Source organism: Massilia sp. LXY-6 (assembly GCF_051233485.1).
In the GTDB taxonomy this organism is placed as follows: domain Bacteria; phylum Pseudomonadota; class Gammaproteobacteria; order Burkholderiales; family Burkholderiaceae_D; genus Telluria.
The window spans coordinates 240,379-262,686 of sequence record NZ_JBKFGF010000018.1 but is presented as its reverse complement, the minus strand read 5'-3'; the positions used below and the strand labels follow the sequence as shown (position 1 = coordinate 262,686).

The 22,308-nt window shown below is 64.3% G+C and carries 25 protein-coding genes; 11 read left to right on the top strand and 14 right to left on the bottom strand.

From position 1 onward, the window contains the following. Positions 1-1,236 carry a type II secretion system F family protein gene (locus tag ACI48D_RS10140; RefSeq protein ID WP_435571098.1) on the top strand — a complete coding sequence of 412 codons (1,236 nt, stop codon included), beginning with the start codon at positions 1-3 and terminating at the stop codon, positions 1,234-1,236. Here the strand turns inward: ACI48D_RS10140 and ACI48D_RS10135 are convergent. The 3 genes from ACI48D_RS10135 to ACI48D_RS10125 form a co-directional block, all read right to left on the bottom strand. Next, positions 1,214-1,447, bottom strand: a complete 234-nt coding sequence (locus ACI48D_RS10135; RefSeq protein ID WP_435571097.1) for a hypothetical protein — start codon at positions 1,445-1,447, stop codon at positions 1,214-1,216. The two genes, ACI48D_RS10140 and ACI48D_RS10135, sit on opposite strands and share 23 nt — an antisense overlap. Before the next feature lie 66 nt (positions 1,448-1,513). Continuing rightward, positions 1,514-2,566 carry an NADP-dependent oxidoreductase gene (locus tag ACI48D_RS10130; protein WP_435571096.1) on the bottom strand — a complete coding sequence of 351 codons (1,053 nt, stop codon included), beginning with the start codon at positions 2,564-2,566 and terminating at the stop codon, positions 1,514-1,516. 41 nt (positions 2,567-2,607) lie between these two features. Next, positions 2,608-3,063 (bottom strand): GNAT family N-acetyltransferase, encoded by a 456-nt coding sequence (locus ACI48D_RS10125; RefSeq protein ID WP_435571095.1) that lies wholly within the window; start codon positions 3,061-3,063, stop codon positions 2,608-2,610. 74 nt (positions 3,064-3,137) lie between these two features. On the opposite strand from ACI48D_RS10125, the gene ACI48D_RS10120 reads away from it, so the two are divergent. Then, a complete protein-coding gene (locus ACI48D_RS10120; RefSeq protein ID WP_435571094.1) occupies positions 3,138-3,422 on the top strand; it encodes a hypothetical protein in 285 nt (94 codons plus the stop codon). Between the two features lie 152 nt (positions 3,423-3,574). On the opposite strand, the gene ACI48D_RS10115 is transcribed toward ACI48D_RS10120, so the two are convergent. The 5 genes from ACI48D_RS10115 to ACI48D_RS10095 are packed head-to-tail and all read right to left on the bottom strand — an operon-like array spanning position 3,575 to position 8,481. After that, positions 3,575-4,321: an enoyl-CoA hydratase/isomerase family protein gene (locus ACI48D_RS10115; protein WP_435571093.1), complete on the bottom strand. Its 747-nt coding sequence runs from the start codon at positions 4,319-4,321 to the stop codon at positions 3,575-3,577. Between the two features lie 14 nt (positions 4,322-4,335). Then, entirely contained in the window at positions 4,336-5,652 is a 1,317-nt protein-coding gene (locus tag ACI48D_RS10110; RefSeq protein ID WP_435571092.1) for a TRAP transporter large permease, read from the bottom strand. Further along, positions 5,649-6,152: a TRAP transporter small permease gene (locus ACI48D_RS10105; RefSeq protein WP_435571091.1), complete on the bottom strand. Its 504-nt coding sequence runs from the start codon at positions 6,150-6,152 to the stop codon at positions 5,649-5,651. The genes ACI48D_RS10110 and ACI48D_RS10105 overlap by 4 nt, the downstream gene beginning before the upstream one ends. Before the next feature lie 46 nt (positions 6,153-6,198). Next, a complete protein-coding gene (gene dctP, locus ACI48D_RS10100) occupies positions 6,199-7,215 on the bottom strand; it encodes a TRAP transporter substrate-binding protein DctP (protein WP_435571090.1) in 1,017 nt (338 codons plus the stop codon). A gap of 48 nt (positions 7,216-7,263) precedes the next feature. Beyond that, positions 7,264-8,481, bottom strand: a complete 1,218-nt coding sequence (locus ACI48D_RS10095; protein WP_435571089.1) for a CaiB/BaiF CoA transferase family protein — start codon at positions 8,479-8,481, stop codon at positions 7,264-7,266. Positions 8,482-8,690: 209 nt separating this feature from the next. Between ACI48D_RS10095 and ACI48D_RS10090 the strand changes: the two genes are divergently transcribed. The 7 genes from ACI48D_RS10090 (at position 8,691) to ACI48D_RS10060 (ending at position 13,480) form a co-directional block, all read left to right on the top strand. Next, complete coding sequence (locus ACI48D_RS10090; RefSeq protein ID WP_435571088.1) at positions 8,691-9,392, top strand: GntR family transcriptional regulator; 702 nt, start codon at positions 8,691-8,693, stop codon at positions 9,390-9,392. Between the two features lie 111 nt (positions 9,393-9,503). Continuing rightward, positions 9,504-10,376, top strand: a complete 873-nt coding sequence (locus tag ACI48D_RS10085; protein WP_435571087.1) for a prepilin peptidase — start codon at positions 9,504-9,506, stop codon at positions 10,374-10,376. After that, complete coding sequence (gene coaE / locus ACI48D_RS10080; protein WP_435571086.1) at positions 10,377-11,036, top strand: dephospho-CoA kinase; 660 nt, start codon at positions 10,377-10,379, stop codon at positions 11,034-11,036. Between the two features lie 62 nt (positions 11,037-11,098). After that, entirely contained in the window at positions 11,099-11,854 is a 756-nt protein-coding gene (gene zapD, locus ACI48D_RS10075) for a cell division protein ZapD (protein ID WP_435571085.1), read from the top strand. Positions 11,855-11,862: 8 nt separating this feature from the next. Continuing rightward, positions 11,863-12,045: a DNA gyrase inhibitor YacG gene (gene yacG, locus ACI48D_RS10070; RefSeq protein WP_435571084.1), complete on the top strand. Its 183-nt coding sequence runs from the start codon at positions 11,863-11,865 to the stop codon at positions 12,043-12,045. Further along, complete coding sequence (locus tag ACI48D_RS10065; protein WP_435571083.1) at positions 12,045-12,425, top strand: tautomerase family protein; 381 nt, start codon at positions 12,045-12,047, stop codon at positions 12,423-12,425. The genes yacG and ACI48D_RS10065 overlap by 1 nt, the downstream gene beginning before the upstream one ends. A 65-nt stretch (positions 12,426-12,490) precedes the next feature. Then, complete coding sequence (locus ACI48D_RS10060) at positions 12,491-13,480, top strand: aldo/keto reductase (protein ID WP_435571082.1); 990 nt, start codon at positions 12,491-12,493, stop codon at positions 13,478-13,480. A gap of 15 nt (positions 13,481-13,495) precedes the next feature. Here the strand turns inward: ACI48D_RS10060 and ACI48D_RS10055 are convergent, their stop codons facing one another. The 5 genes from ACI48D_RS10055 to argJ form a co-directional block, all read right to left on the bottom strand. Then, positions 13,496-13,732: a hypothetical protein gene (locus tag ACI48D_RS10055; RefSeq protein WP_435571081.1), complete on the bottom strand. Its 237-nt coding sequence runs from the start codon at positions 13,730-13,732 to the stop codon at positions 13,496-13,498. 143 nt (positions 13,733-13,875) lie between these two features. Next, a complete protein-coding gene (locus ACI48D_RS10050) occupies positions 13,876-14,364 on the bottom strand; it encodes a hypothetical protein (RefSeq protein WP_435571080.1) in 489 nt (162 codons plus the stop codon). A 146-nt stretch (positions 14,365-14,510) separates the two neighbouring features. Then, the gene (locus ACI48D_RS10045) at positions 14,511-14,921 is read right to left on the bottom strand and encodes an NUDIX domain-containing protein (RefSeq protein ID WP_435571079.1); all 411 of its coding nucleotides are present in this window, start codon (positions 14,919-14,921) and stop codon (positions 14,511-14,513) included. Further along, positions 14,914-15,810, bottom strand: a complete 897-nt coding sequence (locus tag ACI48D_RS10040) for an ATP-binding protein (RefSeq protein ID WP_435571078.1) — start codon at positions 15,808-15,810, stop codon at positions 14,914-14,916. The genes ACI48D_RS10045 and ACI48D_RS10040 overlap by 8 nt, the downstream gene beginning before the upstream one ends. A 21-nt stretch (positions 15,811-15,831) precedes the next feature. Continuing rightward, on the bottom strand, positions 15,832-17,070 hold the full coding sequence (gene argJ, locus ACI48D_RS10035; RefSeq protein WP_435571077.1) for a bifunctional glutamate N-acetyltransferase/amino-acid acetyltransferase ArgJ: 1,239 nt from the start codon (positions 17,068-17,070) through the stop codon (positions 15,832-15,834). 85 nt (positions 17,071-17,155) lie between these two features. On the opposite strand from argJ, the gene ACI48D_RS10030 reads away from it, so the two are divergent. Both ACI48D_RS10030 and ACI48D_RS10025 read left to right on the top strand, forming a co-directional pair. After that, positions 17,156-18,217, top strand: coding sequence for an AI-2E family transporter (locus tag ACI48D_RS10030; RefSeq protein WP_435571076.1), 1,062 nt, complete (start codon positions 17,156-17,158; stop codon positions 18,215-18,217). 87 nt (positions 18,218-18,304) lie between these two features. Continuing rightward, positions 18,305-19,321, top strand: coding sequence for a MerR family transcriptional regulator (locus ACI48D_RS10025; RefSeq protein ID WP_435571075.1), 1,017 nt, complete (start codon positions 18,305-18,307; stop codon positions 19,319-19,321). A 70-nt stretch (positions 19,322-19,391) separates the two neighbouring features. Here ACI48D_RS10025 and secA read toward each other — a convergent pair whose 3' ends face one another. Further along, the gene (gene secA, locus ACI48D_RS10020; RefSeq protein ID WP_435571074.1) at positions 19,392-22,175 is read right to left on the bottom strand and encodes a preprotein translocase subunit SecA; all 2,784 of its coding nucleotides are present in this window, start codon (positions 22,173-22,175) and stop codon (positions 19,392-19,394) included. Between the last annotated feature and the right edge of the window lie 133 nt (positions 22,176-22,308).

The window sequence follows — 22,308 nt, the reverse complement described above, 5'->3', positions numbered from 1 at the left end:
ATGGCAACTTCGGCCCAAGTACGCGGCGCTGGCGGCACCCGGATCAAGGAACACGTCTACGCCTGGGAAGGCAAGGACAAGACCGGCAAGACCGTGCGCGGCGAAATGCGCGCCGGCGGCGAAACCATCGTCAACGTGACCCTGCGCCGCCAGGGCATCATGGTCACCAAGGTCAAGAAGAAGGCCTACCGCAGCGGCAGGAAGATCACCGACAAGGACCTGTCGCTGTTCACGCGCCAGCTGGCCACCATGATGAAGGCCGGCGTGCCGCTGCTGCAGTCCTTCGACATCGTCGGCAAGGGCCACGCGAACCCGTCGATGTCCAAGCTGATCATGGACCTGCGCTCCGACATCGAGACCGGCACCAGCCTGAACAACGCCTTCCGCAAATACCCGCTGTACTTCGACCCGCTGTTCTGCAACCTGGTGGGCGCCGGCGAACAGGCCGGCATCCTCGAAGACCTGCTGACCCGCCTGGCGATCTACAAGGAAAAGACGCTGGCCCTGAAGGCCAAGATCAAGTCGGCCCTGATGTACCCGATCGCGATCCTGGCGGTCGCCTTCATCGTCACCGCCGTGATCATGATCTTCGTGGTGCCGGCGTTCAAGGAAGTGTTCACCAGCTTCGGCGCCGACCTGCCGGCCCCGACCCTGATCGTGATGGCGATGTCCGACTTCATGGTGAAGTGGTGGTACGTCATCTTCGGCAGCCTGTTCGGCGCGATCTATTTCTTCTTCCAGTCCTGGCGCCGCTCGCTGAAGATGCAGCAGGCCATGGACCGCCTGCTGCTGCGCCTGCCGGTGTTCGGCGCCGTGATCCGCAAGGCGACGATCGCGCGCTGGACCCGCACGCTGGCCACCATGTTCGCGGCCGGTGTGCCGCTGGTCGAAGCCCTCGACTCGGTCGGCGGCGCCGCCGGCAACGCGGTCTACCTGGAGGCAACCAAGAAGATCCAGACCGAGGTCAGCACCGGCACCAGCCTGACGGTGGCGATGCAGAACGTCAACGTGTTCCCGAACATGGTGACCCAGATGGTCGCCATCGGCGAAGAGTCCGGCGCCCTCGACGCCATGCTCGGCAAGGTCGCCGACTTCTACGAAGAGGAAGTCGACGATGCCGTGGGCGCGCTGTCCTCGCTGATGGAACCGATGATCATGGTGATCCTGGGCGTGCTGATCGGCGGCCTGGTGGTGGCCATGTACCTGCCGATCTTCAAGCTGGGTTCGGTGGTGTAGGGCCGCGCTTGTATGCCTGACGTTTTCCAAGCACGTACGCGACCAGCGGCACTGTGGTGATGACCCCTACGGCGAACAGCGTCCAGCCGATGGCGCGGCGTTGTTCTGGACTCATTCGATTACTGAACAACAGCGCCAGGCCCGCGGCGCCTGCCGCCCGTGTTCCGGCAATCAATCCGATTTCTGGAATAGTCAGTGATACCTGTTTCATAGTTACCTCCTCACGGATGAACAGGAAGCCAAGGACCGTTTTCCTGGCCTTCACGGCCAGGGAAGCTCATACACGTACCAGCAGCTTGCCCAGGTTTCGGCCATCGAACAGGCTGCTTAACGCCGCCGGCAGCTGATCGAAACCGTCGATGAAGGTCTCCTGCGAGAGGATCTCGCCGCGCTTGACCCACGGCCCGACCACCTCGAGCATTTCCCCCATTCGCGCCGTGAAGTCACGTGCCAGGATTCCTTGAATGGTCGCGCGCTTGAAAAGCATGTGCTGCAAGAAGCGCGGCGCCAGGTCTGGCACGTCGAGACCGCCGTCGTATTGAGCGATGGCACCGCAAATGACGATGCGCGCGCGGAGTTTGATCAAGGGAATGACGGCGTCGGTCACCATGCCGCCGACATTGTCGAAGTAGATGTCAACACCGCCCGTAACCGCATCGATCGCCGCGCGCAGACTCTCCACTGTCGCGTGGGAGCGATAATCGACCGCGGCGTCCAGGCCGAGGGTGTCGGTGAGGAAGGAGCATTTCGCGGCGCCGCCAGCGATACCGATGACCCGGCAGCCGGCGCGCTTTCCGAACTGCGCAACCAGAGAGCCGACCGCGCCGGCGGCGCCAGACACGACCAGTGTGTCGCCAGGGCGTGGCTTGCCTGCTTCCATCAGCCCGAACCAGGCCGTGCGACCGGGCATTCCGAGCACACCCAATGCCGACGTTACCGGCGCGGCCTCGGCATCGAGCTTGGTCAGTTCGCTCTGGTGGCACTTGGCGTAAAGCTGCCAGCCGCTGTAGGCCGACACCCAATCGCCTTCGGCAAAGCCGGCACTGTTCGAAGCGATGACCTGTCCGACCACGCCAGCGCGCTGGACGATGCCGAGCGGGTGTGGAAGGTCGTAAGTGTTGCGTTCCGCTTGCTGGATGCGCATGTAGGGATCGACGCTGATATAGCGGGCACGGACCAGCACCTCGTTGATCGACAACGCGTCGCTCATCTCGCTTTCACGTAAGACATAATGTTCGTCGCCGACGCGGCCGTCCGGCCTGGTTGCGTAGATCCACTGGCGGTTCTGATAATTCATGGGAATGTAATGGAGAAAACAGATGGCGGCCATTCTAGCACCGCGCTTTTGGCCCCGATTGCAGTCCTGTAGGCCTAAACAACCGAGCTTCCCCGCTCACGCGTATACATGCCGACCGCTTTGCCGTATATCTCAGTTTCCGCTTCATAAGTCAGGCCAAGGCGCCTGGCGACGCGCAGCGATGATGCATTGGCTGAAGCGATGAGAGCCCGAACTTTTGGTTCGCGTCGGATCTCGAGCGCATGGTTCAAGACTGCCGCCGCCGCTTCGTTCGCGAATCCCTGGCCCCAAAAGGCACGATAGGTATTCCAACCAAGCTCCATCACAGTGGATTCCTCGCGAAAGAACGCGCCAACATTCCCGACGAGTTGAGCAGTCTCCTTTTCCTCGACAGCCCACCATCCGGCGCCATGTATGAGCCATAGTCCTGCTTGTGAACAGAAGATTCGCCATGCAGCATGACGGTCAGCCGGGACCAAGTGGACCGAGCTGACAGGGTCGGCATGAAACAGATGCGGCAACTTCTGCAATTCGCTATTGAGTTCAGGCCTGGACGACCCATGTAAGGGGCACGAAAAAGCCCCAAGCCACGGAGGAGAACGCATTGAAACGCATCTTTGCACTATGGCGCGTGGTCGCCGGTCAGGACCTGCGCCTGCTGTGGTTCGCCATCCGGCATGAGCAACGTCCCGCGTGGTTATTGCCGGCGCTGGCTGGTCTCGCACTGTTCGCTGTCGAGCCCTTGAATTTCGCGGTGCCCGTGCTCGGAGCAGTCGACGAGTTCGTGCTCGTGCCGCTCGTCCTGCACGGCATGGTGAAAATGCTGCCTGTACATGTCCTCGAAGGTTTTGCGCGCGCTTACGCCGGGCGCATGCGTCGCCGAACCTGAGTCGGGGCGGCAGCGCTTCGCGCCAGATGCCTGGCCTTTACAGATACATGATGTGGCCGAATGCCATGTCAGCCGCCAGCTTGCGTGGAGCGGTGCATGGCGGTCCGATCCGGGCATCGCTGTCCATTTCCTTTGCGGGCGCCCGCTCGTCCCTATTTTCCGCGTGCTGCAATGCGCATTTGCAACGCCGGGGAGCGCAGCGAGCGTTCGTAATCGTCCCGTGACAAGGCCTCCTGGGCATAGTGCCGCGCGAGCTGGTTCAGCTGGCGCTTGATGGACGCGACCGTCTTCGGCTCGCAGCCGATGATGGCCTCGGCAGTGGAGGCGACACGCTGCCCTAGTTCGCCCGCCTGCACCAACTCGGTCAGGAAGCCGATGCGCCACATCTCGTCCGCCTCGATCGTCTGCGCCCCCAGGAACAGGCGCTTGGTGTGCGCCAGGCCCAGTTGTGTCAGGTAGCGGCGCATCCCGCCCGGGTAGTAATGCAGCCCGAACTTTGCTGCCGGCATGAACATGCGGGTACCGTGTACCCCGATCCGGTAATCGCAGCACAGCGCCAGGTCGGTCGCCCCGCCATACACGCTGCCATTCAGGGCGCAGATCGTGGGCAGAGGAAAATCTTCGAGGCGGTCGAGCAGGTCTTCGAAGCTGCGGTCGAGCTTTTCAACGATGGCATCGATCGTGTAGCCGGAGCTGAAGGTCTTGTCGCCGGTCCCGGTCAGCACCAGCACCCGTACTGCCGATGCGGCCTCGACCGTATCGAAGTGTCGCTGCAACACGGCGATATCGCCCGGGTCGATCCGGTTATGCTGGCGCGGCCGGCGCAAGGTGACGGTGGCGACGGCGCCATTGATCACCAGGCGAGGCACATCGTCCGGCGGAAAGTTCGATAGGTCCATATATGCTCCCAGGCTTAGAGTGCGCGGCCCATCAGCGTGTCCGGCAGCCAGGTGACGACCTGCGGAAACACGGTGAGCATCGCGATGAACAGCAGCATGATGACGATGAATGGCACCACCCCCAGCATGACATCGCGCAGCGGGACCTGCGGCGCGATGCCGCGGATGACGAACAAGTTCAAGCCAACCGGTGGGTGGATGAGGCCAATCTCGAGGTTGATCGTCAGGATCACGCCGAACCAGACGAGGTCGACATGGTTCTGGGTCAGCACCGGCAGCAGGAACGGCATGCTCATCAGGATAATGGCGACCGCCGGCATGAAGAACCCTGCCAGCAGCAGGAACAGATTCAGCACCACGACCAGCTGCCAGGTACCGAGATTCCAGCCGAACATCCAGTCGGCCACGCTTTGCGTCACGTACAGGTAGGACATCATGTACGAGTAAAGCGCGGCGGCTGCTACGATCAAGAGGATCATCGACGACTCGCGGGAGGCGTCGCGCATGATCGCCCACAGGTCTGACAGGCGCGTGCGATAAATAAGGATGACCAGCACCAGGGCCATGAATGCGGCAATCCCTGCAACTTCCGATGGTGTTGCGAAGCCGCCGTACATTACCGTCGTCACCGCAACGATGATCGCCAGGAACGGGAACGTGCGTACCAGACCCGCCAGCTTGTCGCGCAGGCTGTAGTGTTCATGGACGACCGGCCCCGCCTGCCTGGTCTCCTTGATGCTGGCGAACCAGGAATACACCGAGAACAACAGCACCAGCAGAATGCCCGGCACGACCCCGGCCAGGAACAGGCGGCCGATCGAGGTCTCGGTGACAATGCCGTAAATGATGAAGGTCATCGAGGGCGGGATCAGGATGCCGAGGCTGCCGCCGGCGGCGATGGACCCGGCGGCCAGGCGCGCAGGCACGCCCCGTTGCAGCATTGCCGGGATGCCGGCCTTGCCGATGGCCGCCGCCGTCGCCGGGCTCGATCCGCACATGGCGGAGAACAGGCCGCAAGCGAAGATATTCGCGATCACGAGGCCGCCCGGGACACGGTGCAGCCAGCGGTGCAGGGACTCATAGATGTCCTTGCCGGCGCGCGACATGCCAATCGCGGCGCCCAGCACGACGAACATCGGCAGGGTCAGCAGCGCAAAGCTCGACAGTTCGCTGATGAAACTCTTCGGCACGGCCGCCAGCGCACCTTCATTGCCAAAGATCGCCAGGAAGCCGACCGCGACCGCAGTCAGGCCGAAGGCGATCGGAACGCCGGAGAACAGCACGGCAAAGGTCACCAGGAACAGCACGGCGGCAATTTGAAGTTCACTCATGATGATAGCGTTCCGGGTTGGGTTGGGCCGGCCAGCGTCCTGGCGATTTCAGCCACGTATTGCAGGGCAGTCAGACCCATGCCGATCGGCATCGCTGCATACTTCGGCCATTCGGACATTTGGGAAATGCCCAGCGAGCGCTCATGCGAGGCGAGCGCTTCGAGCGTCATGTGCAAGCCGACCCAGGCCAGGTACAGGCAAACGACGAAGCCGACCCCCTGGCCGGTCACCGCCAGCCGGCGACGGCCGCGCTCGGACAGCAGCACATCGAGCAGCTCCATGCCGACGTGGCCCCGGGTCTTCAGGGTGTACGGCGAGCCGAGGAAGGCGGCACCAACCATCATCATGATGCTGGTGTCGAGCTCCCACGAGTTTTGGTGGCCGGTGGCGCGGTAGGCCACCATCCATGTGATGGTCAGGATGGCGGCCAGCAGCAGCAGCGCAGCCGCCAGTGCGCAGGCCAGGCTCAGGCCGTCGACCAGTCGGTTGAATCGGTTCATCGATGTTCTCCTGGATGGCGCGCCCACGCCAGCGGGCGCGTATGGTTTACTTCACCAAGGCGCGGGAGCGCTGAAACGCGCCGAGCAGTTCCTGGGCCTTCGGGCTGGACTTTGCGTACTGCTCCCACGAGGTGCGCTTGGCCAGCGCCACCCACTCATCGAACTCGGGCTTGGTCATTTGGCGCACCTGCACCCCGGCCGCCTTGAACTTGGCCACGGTTTCCTTCGCCACCTCGTCCTGCTCGGCATTGAACTGGCGGTCGGTGACCGCCGCGGCGTCTTCGAAGATCTTCTTCTGCGCCGGCGTCAGCTTGTCCCATGCCTTCTTCGACATGATCAGCGGCTGCAGCAGCACGAAGATCGTGAAGTCACCACCGATGGTCGCGTACTTGCTCTGCTCGTACAGGCGCATGCTCATCAGGGTGTCGTAGGAAGTGAGCAGCCCATCCAGCACGCCGGACTGCAGCGCGTTGTAGAGTTCGGTGGAGGGCATCGAGAACACCGAAGCGCCCGCCTCTCGCAGCGCCACATCGATCGTGCGGTCGGCGCCGCGCAGCTTCAATCCCTTGGCGCTCTCCGGGCCGCTCACCGGGCGGGCGCGATTGACGAAGCCGCCCTCGGTCCACCACCATGTCAGCAGGTGCAGGCCGTTGGCCTCGGCCACCTCCTGCAGCTTGTGCGCGTACTCGGAATTGCGCAGCTTCATGGCGTCGGCCGCACTGCTGACGGCACCCGGCAGGATGGTGATCGAGAACTCGGGGATCTTGTTGGAGGCATAAATCAGCGGAATGACCGACAGGTCGACCGTTCCATCCTGCAGGGCATCGAGCTGCTTGAGCGGATTGCTGATCAAGGACGCGTTCGGATAGATCCGAAAGCGCAGCGACGGGTCTTTGGCGGTGACCAGCCTGGCGAATTCGCGGCTCGCCTTGTCGCGGCTGTCATTACCCTGCTTCCATTGATGGGTGAGCTTGAAATCCGTTGCACTGACGGCGGGGATCGTACCGACGACCGCGGCGGCCATCGCCAGGGCGGCAGAAAGCCGCTTGGTGAGCTGTTTCATGAATGTCTCCTCGTTCTAGGTCTTGATGTCGTTGGCCTGGCATGTCGCTCAGGACCGGGGGGCACTCTGCGGATGCTGGACGATGACGCCGGTGGCGCAGAGGTGCTGCAGCTGCTCCTGCGTGTGGCCGAACTCGGCCAGCACTTCCAGGGTGTGTTGGCCCAGCAGCGGCGGCGCGCTGCGCACCGTCCCGCCTGCGAAGGCATCCATCTTGATCGGATTGGCTACCTGGCGCAGCATGCCAAGTGCCGGGTGCGAGACTGCCTCGACCAGGCCGCAATGCAGCACTTGCGGATCGCAGAACACGTCCGCGAGGTCGTTGATCGGGCCGGCCGGAATGCCAAGCGGGATCATTGCCTCCGTCCATTCCATCTTGGTGCGCAGTGTCAGGCGGGTCTCGATGATGATCCGCAGCTCCTCGCGGTGCTGCATGCGGGCCGCGTTGTCGATGAAACGCGGGTCGTCCAGTAATGGTTCCAGTTCGAGCAGCCGGCACAGCTTGATCCACATGTCCGGCGTGGCCGGCGCCAGGTTCAGTGGCCCGTCTTTGGTCTCGAACACGCCGTAGGGGGCGATCACCGGATGCACGTTGCCAGTTGGTTGGGGGACCTCACCCAGGCTCAGGTAGCGCTGGCCTTGCACGCTCAGCAAAGCCATCAGGCTGGCCAGCAGGGAAGTTTCGACCCGTTGGCCAACCCCGGTCTGTTGCCGTGCCAGGAGCGCCGCCAGAATGCCCATTGCGGTCCACATGCCGGAGGTCAGGTCGCCGATCGCCGTTCCGACCCGGGTCGGCCCGACTTCCGGCTGCCCCGTCAGGCTCATCAAGCCGGAGTAACCCTGAGCGATCTGGTCGAAACCCGGCCAGCTTCCCATCGGTCCATCACGGCCGAAGCCGGTGATATTGCCGTAGACGAGTTTCGGGTTCAGGCTCCGCAGCGTCTCGTAGCCCAGCCCCATGTCCTCCATCACGCCGGATTTGAAATTCTCGACAAGGATATCGGCCTGGCTAGCCATGTCCCGGATCAGCTCGAGCCCGCGCGGGTCGCGGAAATTGATGGCGATGCCCCGTTTGTTGCGGTTGGTGGAGAGGTAGTAAGCGCTGATGTTGCGGTCGAACGGCCCCCAGGTGCGGCTCATGTCGCCTGCTGGCGCAGGTTCTACCTTGATCACATCGGCGCCGAGGTCGGCGAGGAGCATTGCGCAGAACGGACCGGACAATGCGCGGGTGAGGTCGACCACCCGCAGGCCGGCTAAGGGCAGGGTCATATTGTCTCCATTTCGGGCTGTTCAGTACCGGACTGCGACTGCCGCCCTTGGCCTGTTCCCTTGTTGTCGGTGAAATTGTTTCGCACCGTTATTTCTACAAATGCTAACAGAAATTTCAGATTGCTTATATAAAAGTTTGACAAAATCAAATTGATATACGGCCATGCTATGATTCACTCTTTATTCCACATGCTGTCAGTGAGATCACGATGCCCCTGCTTCGCGAAGGTGCCGCACAACGAGTGCGGCGTGAGCTGGAAATTGAAATTAGCAACGGCACACGGCTGCCGGGCGAGCCGCTGGATGAAAGTGAGCTGATGGACCGCTTCCAGGTGTCGCGCACGCCGGTGCGCACTGCCATCCTGCAATTGGCCTCGCTTGGCCTGATTACGATCGTGCCGCGCTCGGGCACGTATGTGTCGCGGGTGTCGCCACAGGAGCTGCTGTCGATGCTGGAGGTGCTGGCGGAGATGGAAGCGGCTTGCGTCAAGCTGGCCACACGCCGCATCACGACCGCGCAGCGTGAAGCCTTGACCTTACTGCATGCGAATGCACGGGCGCTTGCGGAGGCCGAAGATGTTGGCGGCTACGAGCGGTACAACCAGGAACTGCACGCCCTGATCTATGCGGCGTCGCTCAACACCTACCTGACCGACCAGATCCTGACCCTCCGCCGACGCACCAAGATCTACCGCAGTACGGTTTTCCAGGAGCCCGGCCGCATCCGCACATCCTACGAGCAACACGGCCAAGTCGTGGCGGCGATCACCGCCGGCAAGGCGGAGGAGGCTGCCCGTTACATGCTGACCCACATCGGGAGCTCCAGCCAGGACTTCCTCGAACTGCTATCCCGAATCCCCGGGCATTCAGCGCCCGCAGCGGTGGCGACCGGGATCGGTACGCCGAGCTAAGGGGACTGGCAGGGCTCGCATTCGAAAGGCCAACGTGCAGACAGCCTCCCAAAGCAGCGAAAACCCCCTAGAATAGGTTGATTCACGGAATCAACCTATTCAATGCCTGCCATGCAACCGGACACCCTCCTCTTCGCCGCCCCCGCCAGCCTGATCCCGGCCATCGCGGCCGCCATCTTCGGCCTGCTGATCGGCAGCTTTCTGAACGTGGTCGTGCACCGCCTGCCGATCATGCGCCAGCGCGAAATCGACAACTACATCGCGGAAAAGGACGGCAAGCCGCTGCCCTTCCCGGAGCGCTATAACCTGATGGTGCCACGCTCGGCCTGCCCGCACTGCGGCCACCAGATCACGGCGCTGGAGAACATCCCGATCGTCAGCTGGCTGGCCCTGCGCGGCAAATGCAGCGCCTGCAAGGCGCCGATCTCGGCCCGCTATCCGATCGTCGAGGCGGTCAGCGGCATCCTGTCCGGGCTGCTGGTCTGGCATTTCGGCAGCGGCTGGACCGGCCTGGCGACGCTGGTCTTCACCTATCTCCTGACCGCGATGACGCTGATCGACATCGACCACAAGGAGTTGCCGGACGACCTTACCTATCCGCTGCTGTGGCTCGGCCTGCTGGTCAACCTGGACGGCAATTTCGTGCCGCTGCGCGAGGCGGTGCTGGGGGCCGCCGGCGGCTACCTGTTCCTGTGGGCGGTGGCCCGCACCTACGAACTGGTGCGCGGCCATATCGGCATGGGCGACGGCGACTTCAAGCTGCTGGCCGCGCTCGGCGCCTGGTTCGGCTGGAAGATGCTGCCCGCGATCATCGTGCTGTCGTCCTTCGTCGGCGCGGCCATCGGCGTGACCATGATCGTGGTCGGCAGGCACAAGAAGGGCGAGCACATCCCCTTCGGTCCCTACCTGGCGGGGGCTGGTATGATCGCTCTCTTCTACGGACCCGAACTCACCCGCCTCGCGATGGGGCTGGCGCAGCCTTGAATGGATAAACAGGACTCCACGCGCGGCATGCCGCGCTTCGACGTCGGCCTGACCGGCGGGATCGGCTGCGGCAAGACCACCGTCGCCGACCTGTTCGCCGCGCGCGGCGCCTCGGTCATCGATACCGACCAGATCGCCCACTCGCTCACCGCCCCGCATGGCGCGGCCATGCCGGCTCTGGTCGAGGAGTTCGGGGCCGCCTTCGCCACGCCGGACGGCGCCCTCGACCGCGCGAAGATGCGCGCCCTGGTGTTTGCCGACCCCGGCGCGCGTTCTCGCCTGGAAGGCATCCTGCACCCGCGCATCCGCGAAGCCACCGCCGCCGCCGCCCTGCTGGCTACCGGCCCCTACGTGATCTTCGTGGTGCCGCTGCTGATCGAGTCCGGCACCTGGCGCGAACGCGTGGTGCGGGTGCTGGCGATCGACTGCCCGGAAGAGGTGCAGGTGGCGCGGGTGATGACGAGAAACGGCCTGCCGGAAGCCCAGGTGCGCGCCATCATGGCGGCCCAGGTCACGCGGGCGCAGCGCCGGCTTGCTGCCGACGACATCATCCTCAACGACGACGGCCTCGACACGCTGGTGCCGCAGGTAGATCGCCTGCACGCGTTTTATCTTGCCGAAGCGGCAAGATTGGTGGGCGTTCCGAACGAGCGTTTGTAATTTTGCCCACGATGGTTCAGAATCACGTGGTTGCGCCAGCCTACGCCGAGAGGAATGCCACTTTGATCGTCTACGAATACCCATTCAACGAGCGGATTCGCACGTTGTTGCGGCTCGAGGACCTGTACGAGAAATTCAAATTCTTTGTGAACCAGGAGCATCCTCTGCAGCACCACGTCGCGCTCGCGACGATCTTCGACATGCTGGAAGTGGCAGGCCGCGCCGACCTCAAGTCCGACCTGCTGCAGGAACTCGAACGCCAGAAGCAAAGCCTGCTGAGCTACCGCAGCAATCCGGCGGTCGCCGCCGCTGCGCTGGACGCCGTGCTGGCCGAGCTGGACACGGTCAGCAATGCCCTCGGCAACGCCCAGGGCAAGACCGGCCAGAACGTGCGCGACAACGAATGGCTGATGAGCATCCGCGGCCGCACCGTGATGCCAGGCGGCGCCTGCGAATTCGACCTGCCCTCCTACTACGCCTGGCAGCAGCGCTCCGCCGAACAGCGCCACGCCGACATCTCGGCCTGGTTCGCGCCGCTGGCGCCGCTGTTCGACGCCCTGTCCCTGGTGCTGCGCCTGCTGCGCGACTCCGGCGGCCCGGTCAAGCTGATCGCAGCAAGCGGCAGCTACCAGCAGATGCTGCAGGGGAAGGTCTACCAGATGCTGCGCCTGTCGATCGACGAGAGCCTGGGCGCGATTCCGGAAATCTCGGCCAACAAGTACATGCTGTGGGTGCGCTTCACGAGCCAGGGCGGGGACCTGAAACCCAAGCCGCTCGAAGACGATGTACCATTCGAACTCACCCTCTGCAACTTCTGAATCTCGTCATGACTGTCGTTTCCTGTCCTACCTGCGGCAAGAAGGTCGAATGGACGCCGGCGAATACATTCCGCCCATTCTGCTCCGAACGCTGCAAGCAAATCGACCTCGGCGCCTGGGCCGAGGAAAAATACACGATCCCGGGCGCCACACCTGGCGACGCCCAGGACGATCCGCTGGCGGAGCAGTAATGCCGCTCGTCACCCTTACCGTCCGCAAACCGAAAAGCCCTGAATTCAAGGCGATGGTGCTCGACGCCGTGCACGCCTGCCTGGTCTCGACCGGCGTGCCCGACACCGACAAGTTCCAGCGCGTGCTGGAGCTCGATGCCGACGACTTTCGTTTCGACCCAGGCTATCCCGACGTCGCCGGCGCGCGCACTGATGACTTCGTGCTGATCGAAATCCTGTGGTCGGTCGGGCGCAGCGTCAAGGTCAAGAAAAAGCTGCTGGCCGAGCTGGTCGACCGTTTGCGCACGGCCGGGCTGGATCCGGAGAACATGATGGTGGTGTTCAAGGAGACTGGCTGGGAAAACTGGGCCTTTGCCGGCGGCCGCATCCTGCATGCCTGAATCGCTGCCGACGCCAAAGTAAACGGGCTGCTATAGTCCTTGTTCACTTTGTCAGGAGCCCAGCGATGCAGAAACGTCAATTAGGAAGCCTGGAAGTCTCGGCCCTCGGCCTGGGCTGCATGGGCATGACCCACGCCTACGGCAAGGCGCCGGACCGGCAGGCCATGCTCAAGCTGCTGCGCGACGCGGTCGAGCGCGGCGTCACGTTTTTCGATACCGCCGAAGTCTACGGCCCTTTCAACAACGAGGAACTGGTCGGCGAGGCGCTGGCGCCGCTGCGCGACCGGGTCGTGATCGCGACCAAGTTCGGCTTCGCGCCCGATCCGAACGGCGGGCCGCGCTGGAGCGGCCTGGACAGCCGTCCCGAACACATCCGCGCGGTGACCGAAGCCTCGCTCAAGCGCCTCAAGACGGACACCATCGACCTGCTCTACCAGCACCGCGTCGATCCGAACGTGCCGATCGAGGACGTGGCCGGCACCGTCGGCCAGCTCATCAAGGAAGGCAAGGTCAAACACTTCGGCCTGTCCGAAGCCGGTGCCGACACGATCCGCCGCGCGCATGCGGTGCAGCCGGTCACTGCGCTGCAAAGCGAATACTCGCTGTGGACCCGCGAGCCGGAGGCGGAGATCCTGCCGCTGCTGGAAGAACTCGGCATCGGCTTTGTACCGTTCAGCCCGCTCGGGCGTGGTTTCCTGACCGGGAAGATGGACGAGAACACGCAATTCGACAGCTCGGACTTCCGCAACAGCCTGCCACGCTTCACGTCTGATGCGAGGAAGGCGAACCAGGCCCTGGTCGACCTGCTGGGCCAGGTCGCGGCGCAGAAAGGCGCAACGCCGGCCCAGGTGGCGCTGGCCTGGCTGCTGGCGCAAAAGCCGTGGATCGTGCCGATTCCGGGCACTACCAAGCTGGTCCGCCTCGAAGAAAACATCGGCGCCGCTGCGCTCGAACTGACACCGGAAGACCTGGCCGGCATCGACCAGGCGGCATCGAAGATCACGGTGCAGGGCGCGCGCTACCCCGAACACCTGGCGCGCATGGCCAAGGGCTGAGCCGCCGCGACGGGCTCAGGTGCGCGCCAGCTCGCGCCTGATGCGGTCGTGCACGAAACCGGGGTCGCTGCGCTCGCGCGGGCCTTCGGCGATCCAGGCCCAGGGCAGGACGTGGATTTCGCCGCGCAGGGCGTCCAGCAACTTATTGGCTTCCCTGGCCGCGCCGCACAGGTAGCAGGCTACCGCGACCAGGGCGTGCAGGGCCCTGCCCTTCGGGCTGCGCCTGGTGACCGCGCGGACGAAGCTGAACATCTCCTTGTGGCTGCCGCACCATTTTTCCAGGGTCCTTCCTCGCTGGCCTTGGCCAGCGCCTGCTCCAGCCTGGCTAGCAGGCGGAGGACACCACGACAAACAGCCCGCATCGCGCGGGCTTCGCCGGAATCGAAACGGCAGTCTTACTGGGTGACCGGCGCGGCAGGTGCCGGGGTGGTGGCGGGAGCCGGCGCAACGTCCGGTGCCGGCGTCGTCGCTGCAGCCGGAGCCGGGGTATCGGCCGGCGCCGGAGCCGGTGCCGCCTCCGGTGCCACAGGGGCGCTCGACGCCGGCGTCGCGGCAGCGGTGTCCTGCTTGTCCTTCACCATGTCGGTTTTCGCGACATGCTTGGCCTTGCTCTTCGCATGCTTGGCGCTCGTCTTCGCATCCTTGGCATGTGTTTTGGCCGCCTTGGCATCCTCATGCGCTTTTTTCGCGTCGGTCTGCGCTGCCTGTGCATCCACATGTACCGCCTTGGTGTCGGCTTTGGATGCCTTCAGGTCGGCATTGTCGACAAGTACGGCTTGCTTGGCGGCCGGCTTCGACGTCTTCGGGGCGGCCGGGGCCGGCGCCTGGGCAAATGCTGCGGTGGCGAACAGGCCAGCGATCACGGCGGTAATGGTTTTTTTCATGATGAAGGTCCTCAGCTGTTTTATTGGTCGATGTGCACGTTGTTACGTATCACTTGCTCGTAAAACGCAGCCTCTTGACTGACTGTTGACCTGCTTTACAAATGCTTACGCGGCTGACAGATACTTGCATGCCTGGCAATGCGCACTCAGGCAGGATAGCGCAGCTTGTCCAGCCACCCCAGCAGCGGAATGGTGGCCGGCAGCAGCGGGCTGACGGAGTATCCGCCCTGCCATGCGAAGGCCTGCCCTTCCAGGCTTTGCGGCTCGCCCTGCCATTCGCGGCTGATGTAGAAGTACAGGCGCACGTGGGCGTGCTCATACACATGCTCGACGCAGCACCAGGGCTCGGCGCTGACGACATGCACGCCCAGTTCCTCGACGAACTCGCGCTGCAGGGCGTGGAAGATGTCCTCGCCCGGCTCGACCTTCCCGCCCGGGAATTCCCAGTAGCCGGCATAGGGTTTGCCGTCGGGGCGCTGGCCGAGCAGCACGTCGCCGTTGGGGCGCATCAGGATGCCGACCGCGACGTCGATCGGTTTCTTCACTGCTTCAGGCATTCGGCTGGCCTTCCAGCTTGCCGGCAAAGTCCTTGGCGAACTGCCAGGCCACCCGGCCCGAACGCGAGCCGCGCTGCAGCGCCCAGCGCAATGCTTCCGGACGCGCCGCCTCGATCTGCTGCGGCGTGCAGCCGAAGCTGGCGAGCCAGTGGCCGACGATGTCCAGGTAGTCGTCCTGCTTGAACGGATAGAAGGACAGCCACAGGCCGAAGCGCTCGGACAGCGAGATCTTTTCCTCGACCGTCTCGCCGGGATGCAGGTCGCCGTCGTCGCCGTGGCTGTAGCCGGCGTTGTCCGACATTTTTTCCGGCATCAGGTGGCGCCGGTTCGAGGTCGCGTAAATCAGCACGTTGTCCGACTGCGCCGCCACGCTGCCGTCCAGCGCCACCTTCAGCGCCTTGTAGCCGGCCTCGCCCTCTTCGAAACTGAGGTCGTCGCAGAAGATCACGAAGCGCTCCGGACGGCCAGCCACGAGGTCGACGATGTCCGGCAGGTCGGCCAGGTCGGCCTTGTCGACCTCGATCAGGCGCAGGCCCTGGTCGGCAAAGCCGTTCAGGCAGGCCTTGATCAGGGACGACTTGCCGGTGCCGCGCGCGCCGGTCAGCAGCACGTTGTTGGCCGGGCGGCGCTCGACGAACTGGCGGGTGTTCTGTTCGATCTGCTCCTTCTGGCGGCCGACGTGCTGCAGGTCGTCCAAGGAAATGTTCGATGCGTGCAGCACCGGCTGCAGGTATTTCTGGCCGCCGCTACCCGCGCCGGGACGCTTGCGCCAGCGGAAGGCGAAGCTGCGCGCCCACTCGGGCTCGCGGGGCACGCTTGGGGGCAGCATCGCCTCCAGCCTGGCGAGCAGGTTTTCGGCGCGGTGCAGGAACTGGTCTAGCTGGTTCATAGGATATTAACTGAGCCCGCGTCAGGAACGGTAATCGGCATTGATCGAGACGTAGTCGTGCGACAGGTCGCAGGTCCAGACCGTGGCATTGGCATCGCCGCGCCCCAGTTCCACACGCACCAGGATCTCCGCCTTCTTCATCACGCGCTGGCCGTCCTCTTCCTTGTACTCCGGGTTGCGGCCGCCGGCCTTCGCCACCAGCACATCATCCAGGTAGAGATCGAGCTTGGTGGTATCGAGGTCGTCCACGCCGGCATAGCCGATCGCGGCCAGGATGCGGCCCAGGTTCGGGTCCGACGCGAAAAACGCGGTCTTCACCAGCGGCGAGTGGGCGATGGAATAAGCGATCTTGCGGCACTCCTCCATGTCGCGGCCCTGCTCCACCGAGATGGTGATGAACTTGGTCGCGCCTTCGCCGTCGCGGATGATCTGCTGGGCCAGGTGGGTCGAGATGCCGGTGACGGCGTCGCGCAGCGCGATGTAGTCCGGGCTGTCGGTCGAATCGACCGTCAGCGCGCCTGCGCCCGTCGCCATCAGGATGAAGGAGTCGTTGGTCGAGGTGTCGCCGTCGATGGTGATGCAGTTGAACGAACGGTCGGCCGCGTAGCGCACCAGTTCATCCAGCACCGGCTGGGCGACCTTGGCATCGAAGGCCACGTAGCCCAGCATGGTCGCCATGTTCGGCTTGATCATGCCGGCGCCCTTGCTGATGCCGGTGAAGGTGACGCTGTGGCCGCCGATGGTGGTGGTCAGCGAGGCCGCCTTCGGCTGGGTGTCGGTGGTCATGATGGCTTCGGCCGCATTGAACCAGTTGTCCTGCTTCAGGTTCGCGACGGCGGCCGGCAGCGCGGCGACGATTTTCTGCACCGGCAGCTGTTCCAGGATCACGCCGGTCGAGAACGGCAGCACCTGCTGGGCGTCGATGCCGAGCAGGCGCGCCACTTCATCGCAGGTCGCCTTGGCATTCGCCAGGCCCGGCTCGCCGGTGGCGGCGTTGGCGTTGCCGGTGTTGACCACCAGCGCGCGGATCGGTTTGCCGCCGCTTGATACGGCCGCCAGATTGGCCTTGCTCACCTGCACCGGCGCGGCGCAGAAGCGGTTCTTGGTGAACACGCCGGACACGCTGGCGCCTTCGGCAAGTGTCATCAGCAGCACGTCCTTGCGGTTCGGCTTCTTGATGCCGGCTTCGGCAAAACCGATGTCGAGGCCATTCACAGGCTTCAGTTCAGCGGCGACGGGCAGAGGGGAATTGACGGCCATGGCGTTCTCAAAGTGAAAGATTGTCGAATCCGATATTGTACCGCCAGCGGCCGGCATCGGGCGCCGCACCGTTATAATCGGACACATGACCGAAACCCAACGCAGCGCCCTGAGCGTCTGTTTTTCGCTGGCGATCATCCTGTTCGCCCTGTTCGTGACCCAGCACTTCGTGCTGCCCCTGCTGTGGGCGGCGATCCTGTGCATCGCCACCTGGCCGCTGTACCGGCGCGCGCTGAGCCTGACGGGCAAGCGCGAAATCCTGTCCGCGGCCCTGGTCACGATCCTCGCCGCGACGGTGTTCATCACGCCGCTGGCGCTGGGCCTGGCCCAGGCTGCGCGCCAGGCGCCGGCGCTGGCCCAGCTGGTCGCCAGCGCCAACACCGAGGGCCTGGCCGCCCCGGAATGGCTGCACCGGATTCCGCTGGTCGGGGACGCCATCTACAACTGGTGGCTGGCGACGCTGGGCCAGCCGCACGGCCTGGCGCACCTGCTGGAGGACGGTTCGGTGGGCCGCATGCAGTCGGCCAGCGAAGTGCTGAAGCGGGTCGGCAGCGGCGTCATGCACCGCCTGGTCGACATCGCCTTCGCCTTTCTCTGCCTGTTCTTCTTCTACAAGGATGGCCGGGCGCTGCAGGACCAGACCGACGCGATCGGCTCCCACCTGATCGGCGCGCGGCGCTGGACCCTGTATTCCCTGAAGGTGCCGACCGCGGTGCGCGCCACCGTCAACGGCCTGGTGCTGGTCGGCCTGGCCGAGGGCGTCCTGCTCGGGATCGGCTACCAGTTCGCCGGCGTGCCCTCGGCGGTGCTATGGGCGGCCGCCACCGGCGTGCTGGCCATCATCCCCTTCGGCGCGCCGCTGGCCTTCGGCGCCGTCGCCGCCCTGCTGGTCTACCAGGGCAATACCGCCGCCGCCGCCGCCATCTTCGCCCTGGGCATGGTCGTGCTGTTCGTGGCCGACCATTTCGTGCGCCCCACCATCATCGGCAACGCCACCAAGCTGCCCTTCCTGGCCGTCCTGCTGGGCATCCTGGGCGGGGTCGAGACCCTGGGCCTGATCGGCCTGTTCGTCGGCCCGGTCGTGATGACCCTGTTCGTCACCCTGTGGCACGAGGAAAAGCAGTTCCGCCGTGCCGTCCCCGAGTGAGCTGCGGCGAATCGAGCAGAAAAGCGCTTGACCCTCACGCCGCGTCAGGCCTGAACCTGGCGCCACGCTGAAGAAAGGAGCCGCTCGATGCTGAAAGTAGGGGAACTCGCTGCGCTTGCCGACCTGACGGTACGCACGCTGCACCATTACGACAGCATCGGGCTGCTCCAGCCTTCCGCGCGTTCCGATGCCGGCTACCGGCTCTACGACCGCGACGACGTGGCACGCCTGCACCAGATCCAGGCCCTGCGTTCGTTCGGCATGAGCCTGGCCGACATCGGCCTTTACCTGGACAGCCCGGCGGGCAGCCCGCTGGCCGTGGTCGAGCGGCAGATCGCCGCGCTCGAGCAGCAGATCCACGAGACGAAGCGGATGCGCGAGCAGTTGCTGCGCCTGCGCGGAGAGCTCGCGGGAGGCGCCACGCCGGAATTGTCCACTTGGTTGACTACACTGGGGCAGACGATGGACATGATGAACGTGTACGAAAAATACTTTAGCCGCGAGGAACTGGAGAAGCTCCCGATATACCGGGACGATGCCGTCAAGGCGCAATGGGCGGCGCTCGTCGAACAGGCCGCGGGACTGATGCAGTCGCAGGTTGCTCCCGAATCCGAAGCGGCCAAGGCCTTCGCCCTGCGCTGGTTGCAGGCTTTCGAGCGCGACACCGCCGGTGACCCGGATCTGGCCGCAAAGCTGAACGTCATGGCCCGGCGAGAGCAGGACGCGGTCGGCATCCCGGGCCCCGTGATGAACTATGTTTTCCAGGCGACCGCGGAGCTGAAGTACGACACCTGGAGCAAGCACCTGCGTCCGATTGTCATTGCGCGCATGCGGCGCCACCACGCGACGCGCGGCCACGAATGGACTGGGCTGATCGACAAGGTTCGCGCCGGCATGCAGGCCGACCCGGACGCCGCCGGGCCGCAGGCCCACGAATTGGCGCGCCAGTGGATGGCGCTGTTCCACGACATGGTCGGCACCGACAGCCGGGACATCGATGCCTTCCGTGCCGCAATCACCACCGAACCGGTGCTGCGCATGGGACCGGGAATCAGCGATGCGATGCTGGGGTGGCTACGCAGAGCGCTGGCTGCGTCGCGCTGATCTCATTACACGGATAGGCGAATAAAAAGGCTCCCCGCGGGGAGCCTTTCCTTTTGCTGCAATCGTGCGATTACGCCAGCTTGCCGTGGCAAGCCTTGAACTTCTTGCCGCTGCCGCAAGGGCACGGGTCGTTGCGGCCGACCTTCATGCCCATGTAGGTGGTGGCCGGATCGTCGCTCACCGCGGTGGTGCCGGCGGTCACCGCCTGCGGCGCCATCAGTTCTTCCGGCGCGGCCGACGGGTCGAAGTCGGCATGCTGGTAGTTGACGTTCTCCAGGTGCGCCGCGGCCGCCTGCATCGCCGCCTCGGCCGCCTCGACTTCCTCGCGGGTCTGGATACGCACGGTCATGATGGTGCGGATCACTTCGTTCTTGATCTGGTCCAGCATGGCGCCGAACAGCTCGAAGGCTTCGCGCTTGTATTCCTGCTTCGGGTTCTTCTGGGCGTAGCCGCGCAGGTGGATACCCTGGCGCAGGTGGTCCAGCGCCGCCAGGTGCTCGCGCCAGTGGGTGTCGATGTTCTGCAGCATGACGTTGCGCTCGAAGCCGCCGAACGCCTCCTTGCCGACGATCGCCACCTTGCTGTTGTACGACTCGTCGGCGGCGGCCAGCACGCGCTCGAGGATGTCGTCGTCGTTCAGGTTCGGCTCGTCCTCCAGCATCTGCGCCAGCGGCACCTCCAGCGCCCATTCGTCGGCCAGCACGCGCGCCAGCTGTGCGATATCCCACTGCTCTTCGACCGACTCGGCCGGCACGTAGGTGCGCACCACGTCGGTGAACACGCCCACGCGCAGCGAAGAAATCAGCTCGGAGATGTCGGCCGCTTCCAGCAGTTCGTTACGCTGGGTGTAGATCACCTTGCGCTGGTCGTTGGCGACGTCGTCGTATTCGAGCAGCTGCTTGCGGATGTCGAAGTTGCGGGCCTCGACCTTGCGCTGGGCCGATTCGATCGAGCGGGTCACGATGCCGGCCTCGATCGGTTCGCCTTCCGGCATCTTCAGGCGGTCCATGATCGCGCGCACGCGGTCGCCGGCGAAGATGCGCAGGAGCGGATCGTCGAGCGACAGGTAGAAGCGCGAGGAACCCGGGTCGCCCTGGCGGCCCGAACGGCCGCGCAGCTGGTTGTCGACCCGGCGCGACTCGTGGCGCTCGGTACCGATGATGTGCAGGCCGCCCTGCGCCACCACGTGGTCGTGCAGCGACTGCCATTCGTCACGCAGCTTTTGCGACTGCTCAAGCTTCTGCTGCGGCGACAGCGACTCGTCGGCTTCGATGAACTGGATCTGCTTCTCGACGTTGCCGCCGAGGACGATGTCGGTACCGCGGCCGGCCATGTTGGTGGCGATGGTGATCATCTTCGGACGGCCGGCCTGGGCGATGATTTCCGCCTCGCGGGCGTGCTGCTTCGCGTTCAGCACGTTGTGCGGCAGGCCGTTCTTCGTCAGGATCCCGGACAGCAGTTCCGAGTTCTCGATCGAGGTGGTGCCGACCAGCACCGGCTGGCCGCGCTCGTGGCAATCGCGGATGTCGGTGACCATCGCGCCGTATTTTTCCTCGGCCGACTTGTACACCTGGTCCTGGCGGTCCTTGCGCTGCGACGGCCTGTTCGGCGGGACGACCACGGTCTCGAGGCCGTAGATCTCCTGGAATTCGTAGGCTTCCGTGTCGGCGGTACCGGTCATGCCGGACAGCTTGGTGTACATGCGGAAGTAGTTCTGGAAGGTGATCGAGGCCAGGGTCTGGTTCTCGTTCTGGATGCGCACGCCTTCCTTGGCTTCGACGGCCTGGTGCAGGCCGTCGGACCAGCGGCGGCCCGTCATCATGCGGCCGGTGAATTCGTCGACGATCACCACTTCGCCGTTCTGCACCACGTAGTGCTGGTCCTTGTGGTACAGCACGTGCGCGCGCAGGGCGGCGTACAGGTGGTGGATCAGGGTGATGTTGGCGGCGTCGTACAGCGAGGCGCCTTCCGGCAGCAGGCCCATCTTGGTCAGGATGGCTTCTGCCTTCTCGTGGCCGGCCTCGGTCAGCAGCACGGTGTGCGCCTTCTCGTCCTTGGTGTAGTCGCCCGGGACTTCGACCTGGCCCTTGCCGTCCGGGGTCTCTTCGCCGATCTGCAGCGTCAGCATCGGCGGCAGTTCGTTGATCTTGTGGTACAGGTCGGTGTGGTTCTCGGCCTGGCCGGAAATGATCAGCGGGGTGCGGGCCTCGTCGATCAGGATCGAGTCGACCTCGTCGACCACGGCGAAGTTCAGGCCGCGCTGCACGCGTTCGCGCGCCTCGTAGACCATGTTGTCGCGCAGGTAGTCGAAGCCGTATTCGTTGTTGGTGCCGTAGGTGATGTCGGAACCGTAGGCCTTCTGCTTGCTGTCGTGATCCATCTGCGACAGATTCACGCCGGTCGTCAAACCCAACCAGCCGTACAGGCGGCCCATCTGCTCGGCGTCGCGCTGTGCCAGGTAATCGTTGACGGTCACCACGTGCACGCCCTTGCCGGACAGCGCATTCAGGTAGACCGGCAGGGTTGCCATCAGGGTCTTGCCTTCGCCCGTGCCCATCTCGGCGATCTTGCCGTAGTGGAGGACCATGCCGCCGATCAGCTGCACGTCGAAGTGGCGCATCTTCATCACGCGCTTGGCGGCTTCGCGGCAGACGGCAAACGCTTCGGGCAGGATATCGTCGAGGGAGGCGCCGCCGGCGATCCGCTCCTTGAATTCGGGGGTCTTGGCCTGGAGTTCGGCATCCGACAGCTTTTCCATCTGCGGCTCGAGCGCATTGATGTCGCGCACGGTTTTTTGGTATTGCTTAAGCAGTCGTTGGTTACGGCTGCCGAAAATCTTGGTCAGGAATGACATGCTGTGTTCTTAAAAAGTACGCCGCGAAAAAGCCATGGATGATATCAAAATAATATCCGCCGAAGACCGCCTATGGCAAAAAGCCACCGATTTTATCATGCGATCCGGCCACACTTGGGGGTGAACGGGCGCA

What these genes read in the sequence shown, in the direction of transcription:
- ACI48D_RS10085 (WP_435571087.1), top strand. Translation starts at nt 9,504, where the DNA reads ATGCAACCGGACACCCTCCTCTTCGCCGCCCCCGCCAGCCTGATCCCG.
- yacG (WP_435571084.1), top strand. Translation starts at nt 11,863, where the DNA reads ATGACTGTCGTTTCCTGTCCTACCTGCGGCAAGAAGGTCGAATGGACG.
- ACI48D_RS10025 (WP_435571075.1), top strand. Translation starts at nt 18,305, where the DNA reads ATGCTGAAAGTAGGGGAACTCGCTGCGCTTGCCGACCTGACGGTACGC.
- ACI48D_RS10140 (WP_435571098.1), top strand. Translation starts at nt 1, where the DNA reads ATGGCAACTTCGGCCCAAGTACGCGGCGCTGGCGGCACCCGGATCAAG.
- ACI48D_RS10040 (WP_435571078.1), bottom strand. Translation starts at nt 15,810, where the DNA reads ATGAACCAGCTAGACCAGTTCCTGCACCGCGCCGAAAACCTGCTCGCC.
- ACI48D_RS10130 (WP_435571096.1), bottom strand. Translation starts at nt 2,566, where the DNA reads ATGGCCGCCATCTGTTTTCTCCATTACATTCCCATGAATTATCAGAAC.
- ACI48D_RS10045 (WP_435571079.1), bottom strand. Translation starts at nt 14,921, where the DNA reads ATGCCTGAAGCAGTGAAGAAACCGATCGACGTCGCGGTCGGCATCCTG.
- ACI48D_RS10105 (WP_435571091.1), bottom strand. Translation starts at nt 6,152, where the DNA reads ATGAACCGATTCAACCGACTGGTCGACGGCCTGAGCCTGGCCTGCGCA.
- ACI48D_RS10115 (WP_435571093.1), bottom strand. Translation starts at nt 4,321, where the DNA reads ATGGACCTATCGAACTTTCCGCCGGACGATGTGCCTCGCCTGGTGATC.
- ACI48D_RS10030 (WP_435571076.1), top strand. Translation starts at nt 17,156, where the DNA reads ATGACCGAAACCCAACGCAGCGCCCTGAGCGTCTGTTTTTCGCTGGCG.
- secA (WP_435571074.1), bottom strand. Translation starts at nt 22,175, where the DNA reads ATGTCATTCCTGACCAAGATTTTCGGCAGCCGTAACCAACGACTGCTT.
- ACI48D_RS10060 (WP_435571082.1), top strand. Translation starts at nt 12,491, where the DNA reads ATGCAGAAACGTCAATTAGGAAGCCTGGAAGTCTCGGCCCTCGGCCTG.
- ACI48D_RS10050 (WP_435571080.1), bottom strand. Translation starts at nt 14,364, where the DNA reads ATGAAAAAAACCATTACCGCCGTGATCGCTGGCCTGTTCGCCACCGCA.
- ACI48D_RS10135 (WP_435571097.1), bottom strand. Translation starts at nt 1,447, where the DNA reads ATGAAACAGGTATCACTGACTATTCCAGAAATCGGATTGATTGCCGGA.
- ACI48D_RS10090 (WP_435571088.1), top strand. Translation starts at nt 8,691, where the DNA reads ATGCCCCTGCTTCGCGAAGGTGCCGCACAACGAGTGCGGCGTGAGCTG.
- ACI48D_RS10065 (WP_435571083.1), top strand. Translation starts at nt 12,045, where the DNA reads ATGCCGCTCGTCACCCTTACCGTCCGCAAACCGAAAAGCCCTGAATTC.
- dctP (WP_435571090.1), bottom strand. Translation starts at nt 7,215, where the DNA reads ATGAAACAGCTCACCAAGCGGCTTTCTGCCGCCCTGGCGATGGCCGCC.
- coaE (WP_435571086.1), top strand. Translation starts at nt 10,377, where the DNA reads ATGGATAAACAGGACTCCACGCGCGGCATGCCGCGCTTCGACGTCGGC.
- ACI48D_RS10110 (WP_435571092.1), bottom strand. Translation starts at nt 5,652, where the DNA reads ATGAGTGAACTTCAAATTGCCGCCGTGCTGTTCCTGGTGACCTTTGCC.
- argJ (WP_435571077.1), bottom strand. Translation starts at nt 17,070, where the DNA reads ATGGCCGTCAATTCCCCTCTGCCCGTCGCCGCTGAACTGAAGCCTGTG.
- ACI48D_RS10095 (WP_435571089.1), bottom strand. Translation starts at nt 8,481, where the DNA reads ATGACCCTGCCCTTAGCCGGCCTGCGGGTGGTCGACCTCACCCGCGCA.
- ACI48D_RS10055 (WP_435571081.1), bottom strand. Translation starts at nt 13,732, where the DNA reads ATGTTCAGCTTCGTCCGCGCGGTCACCAGGCGCAGCCCGAAGGGCAGG.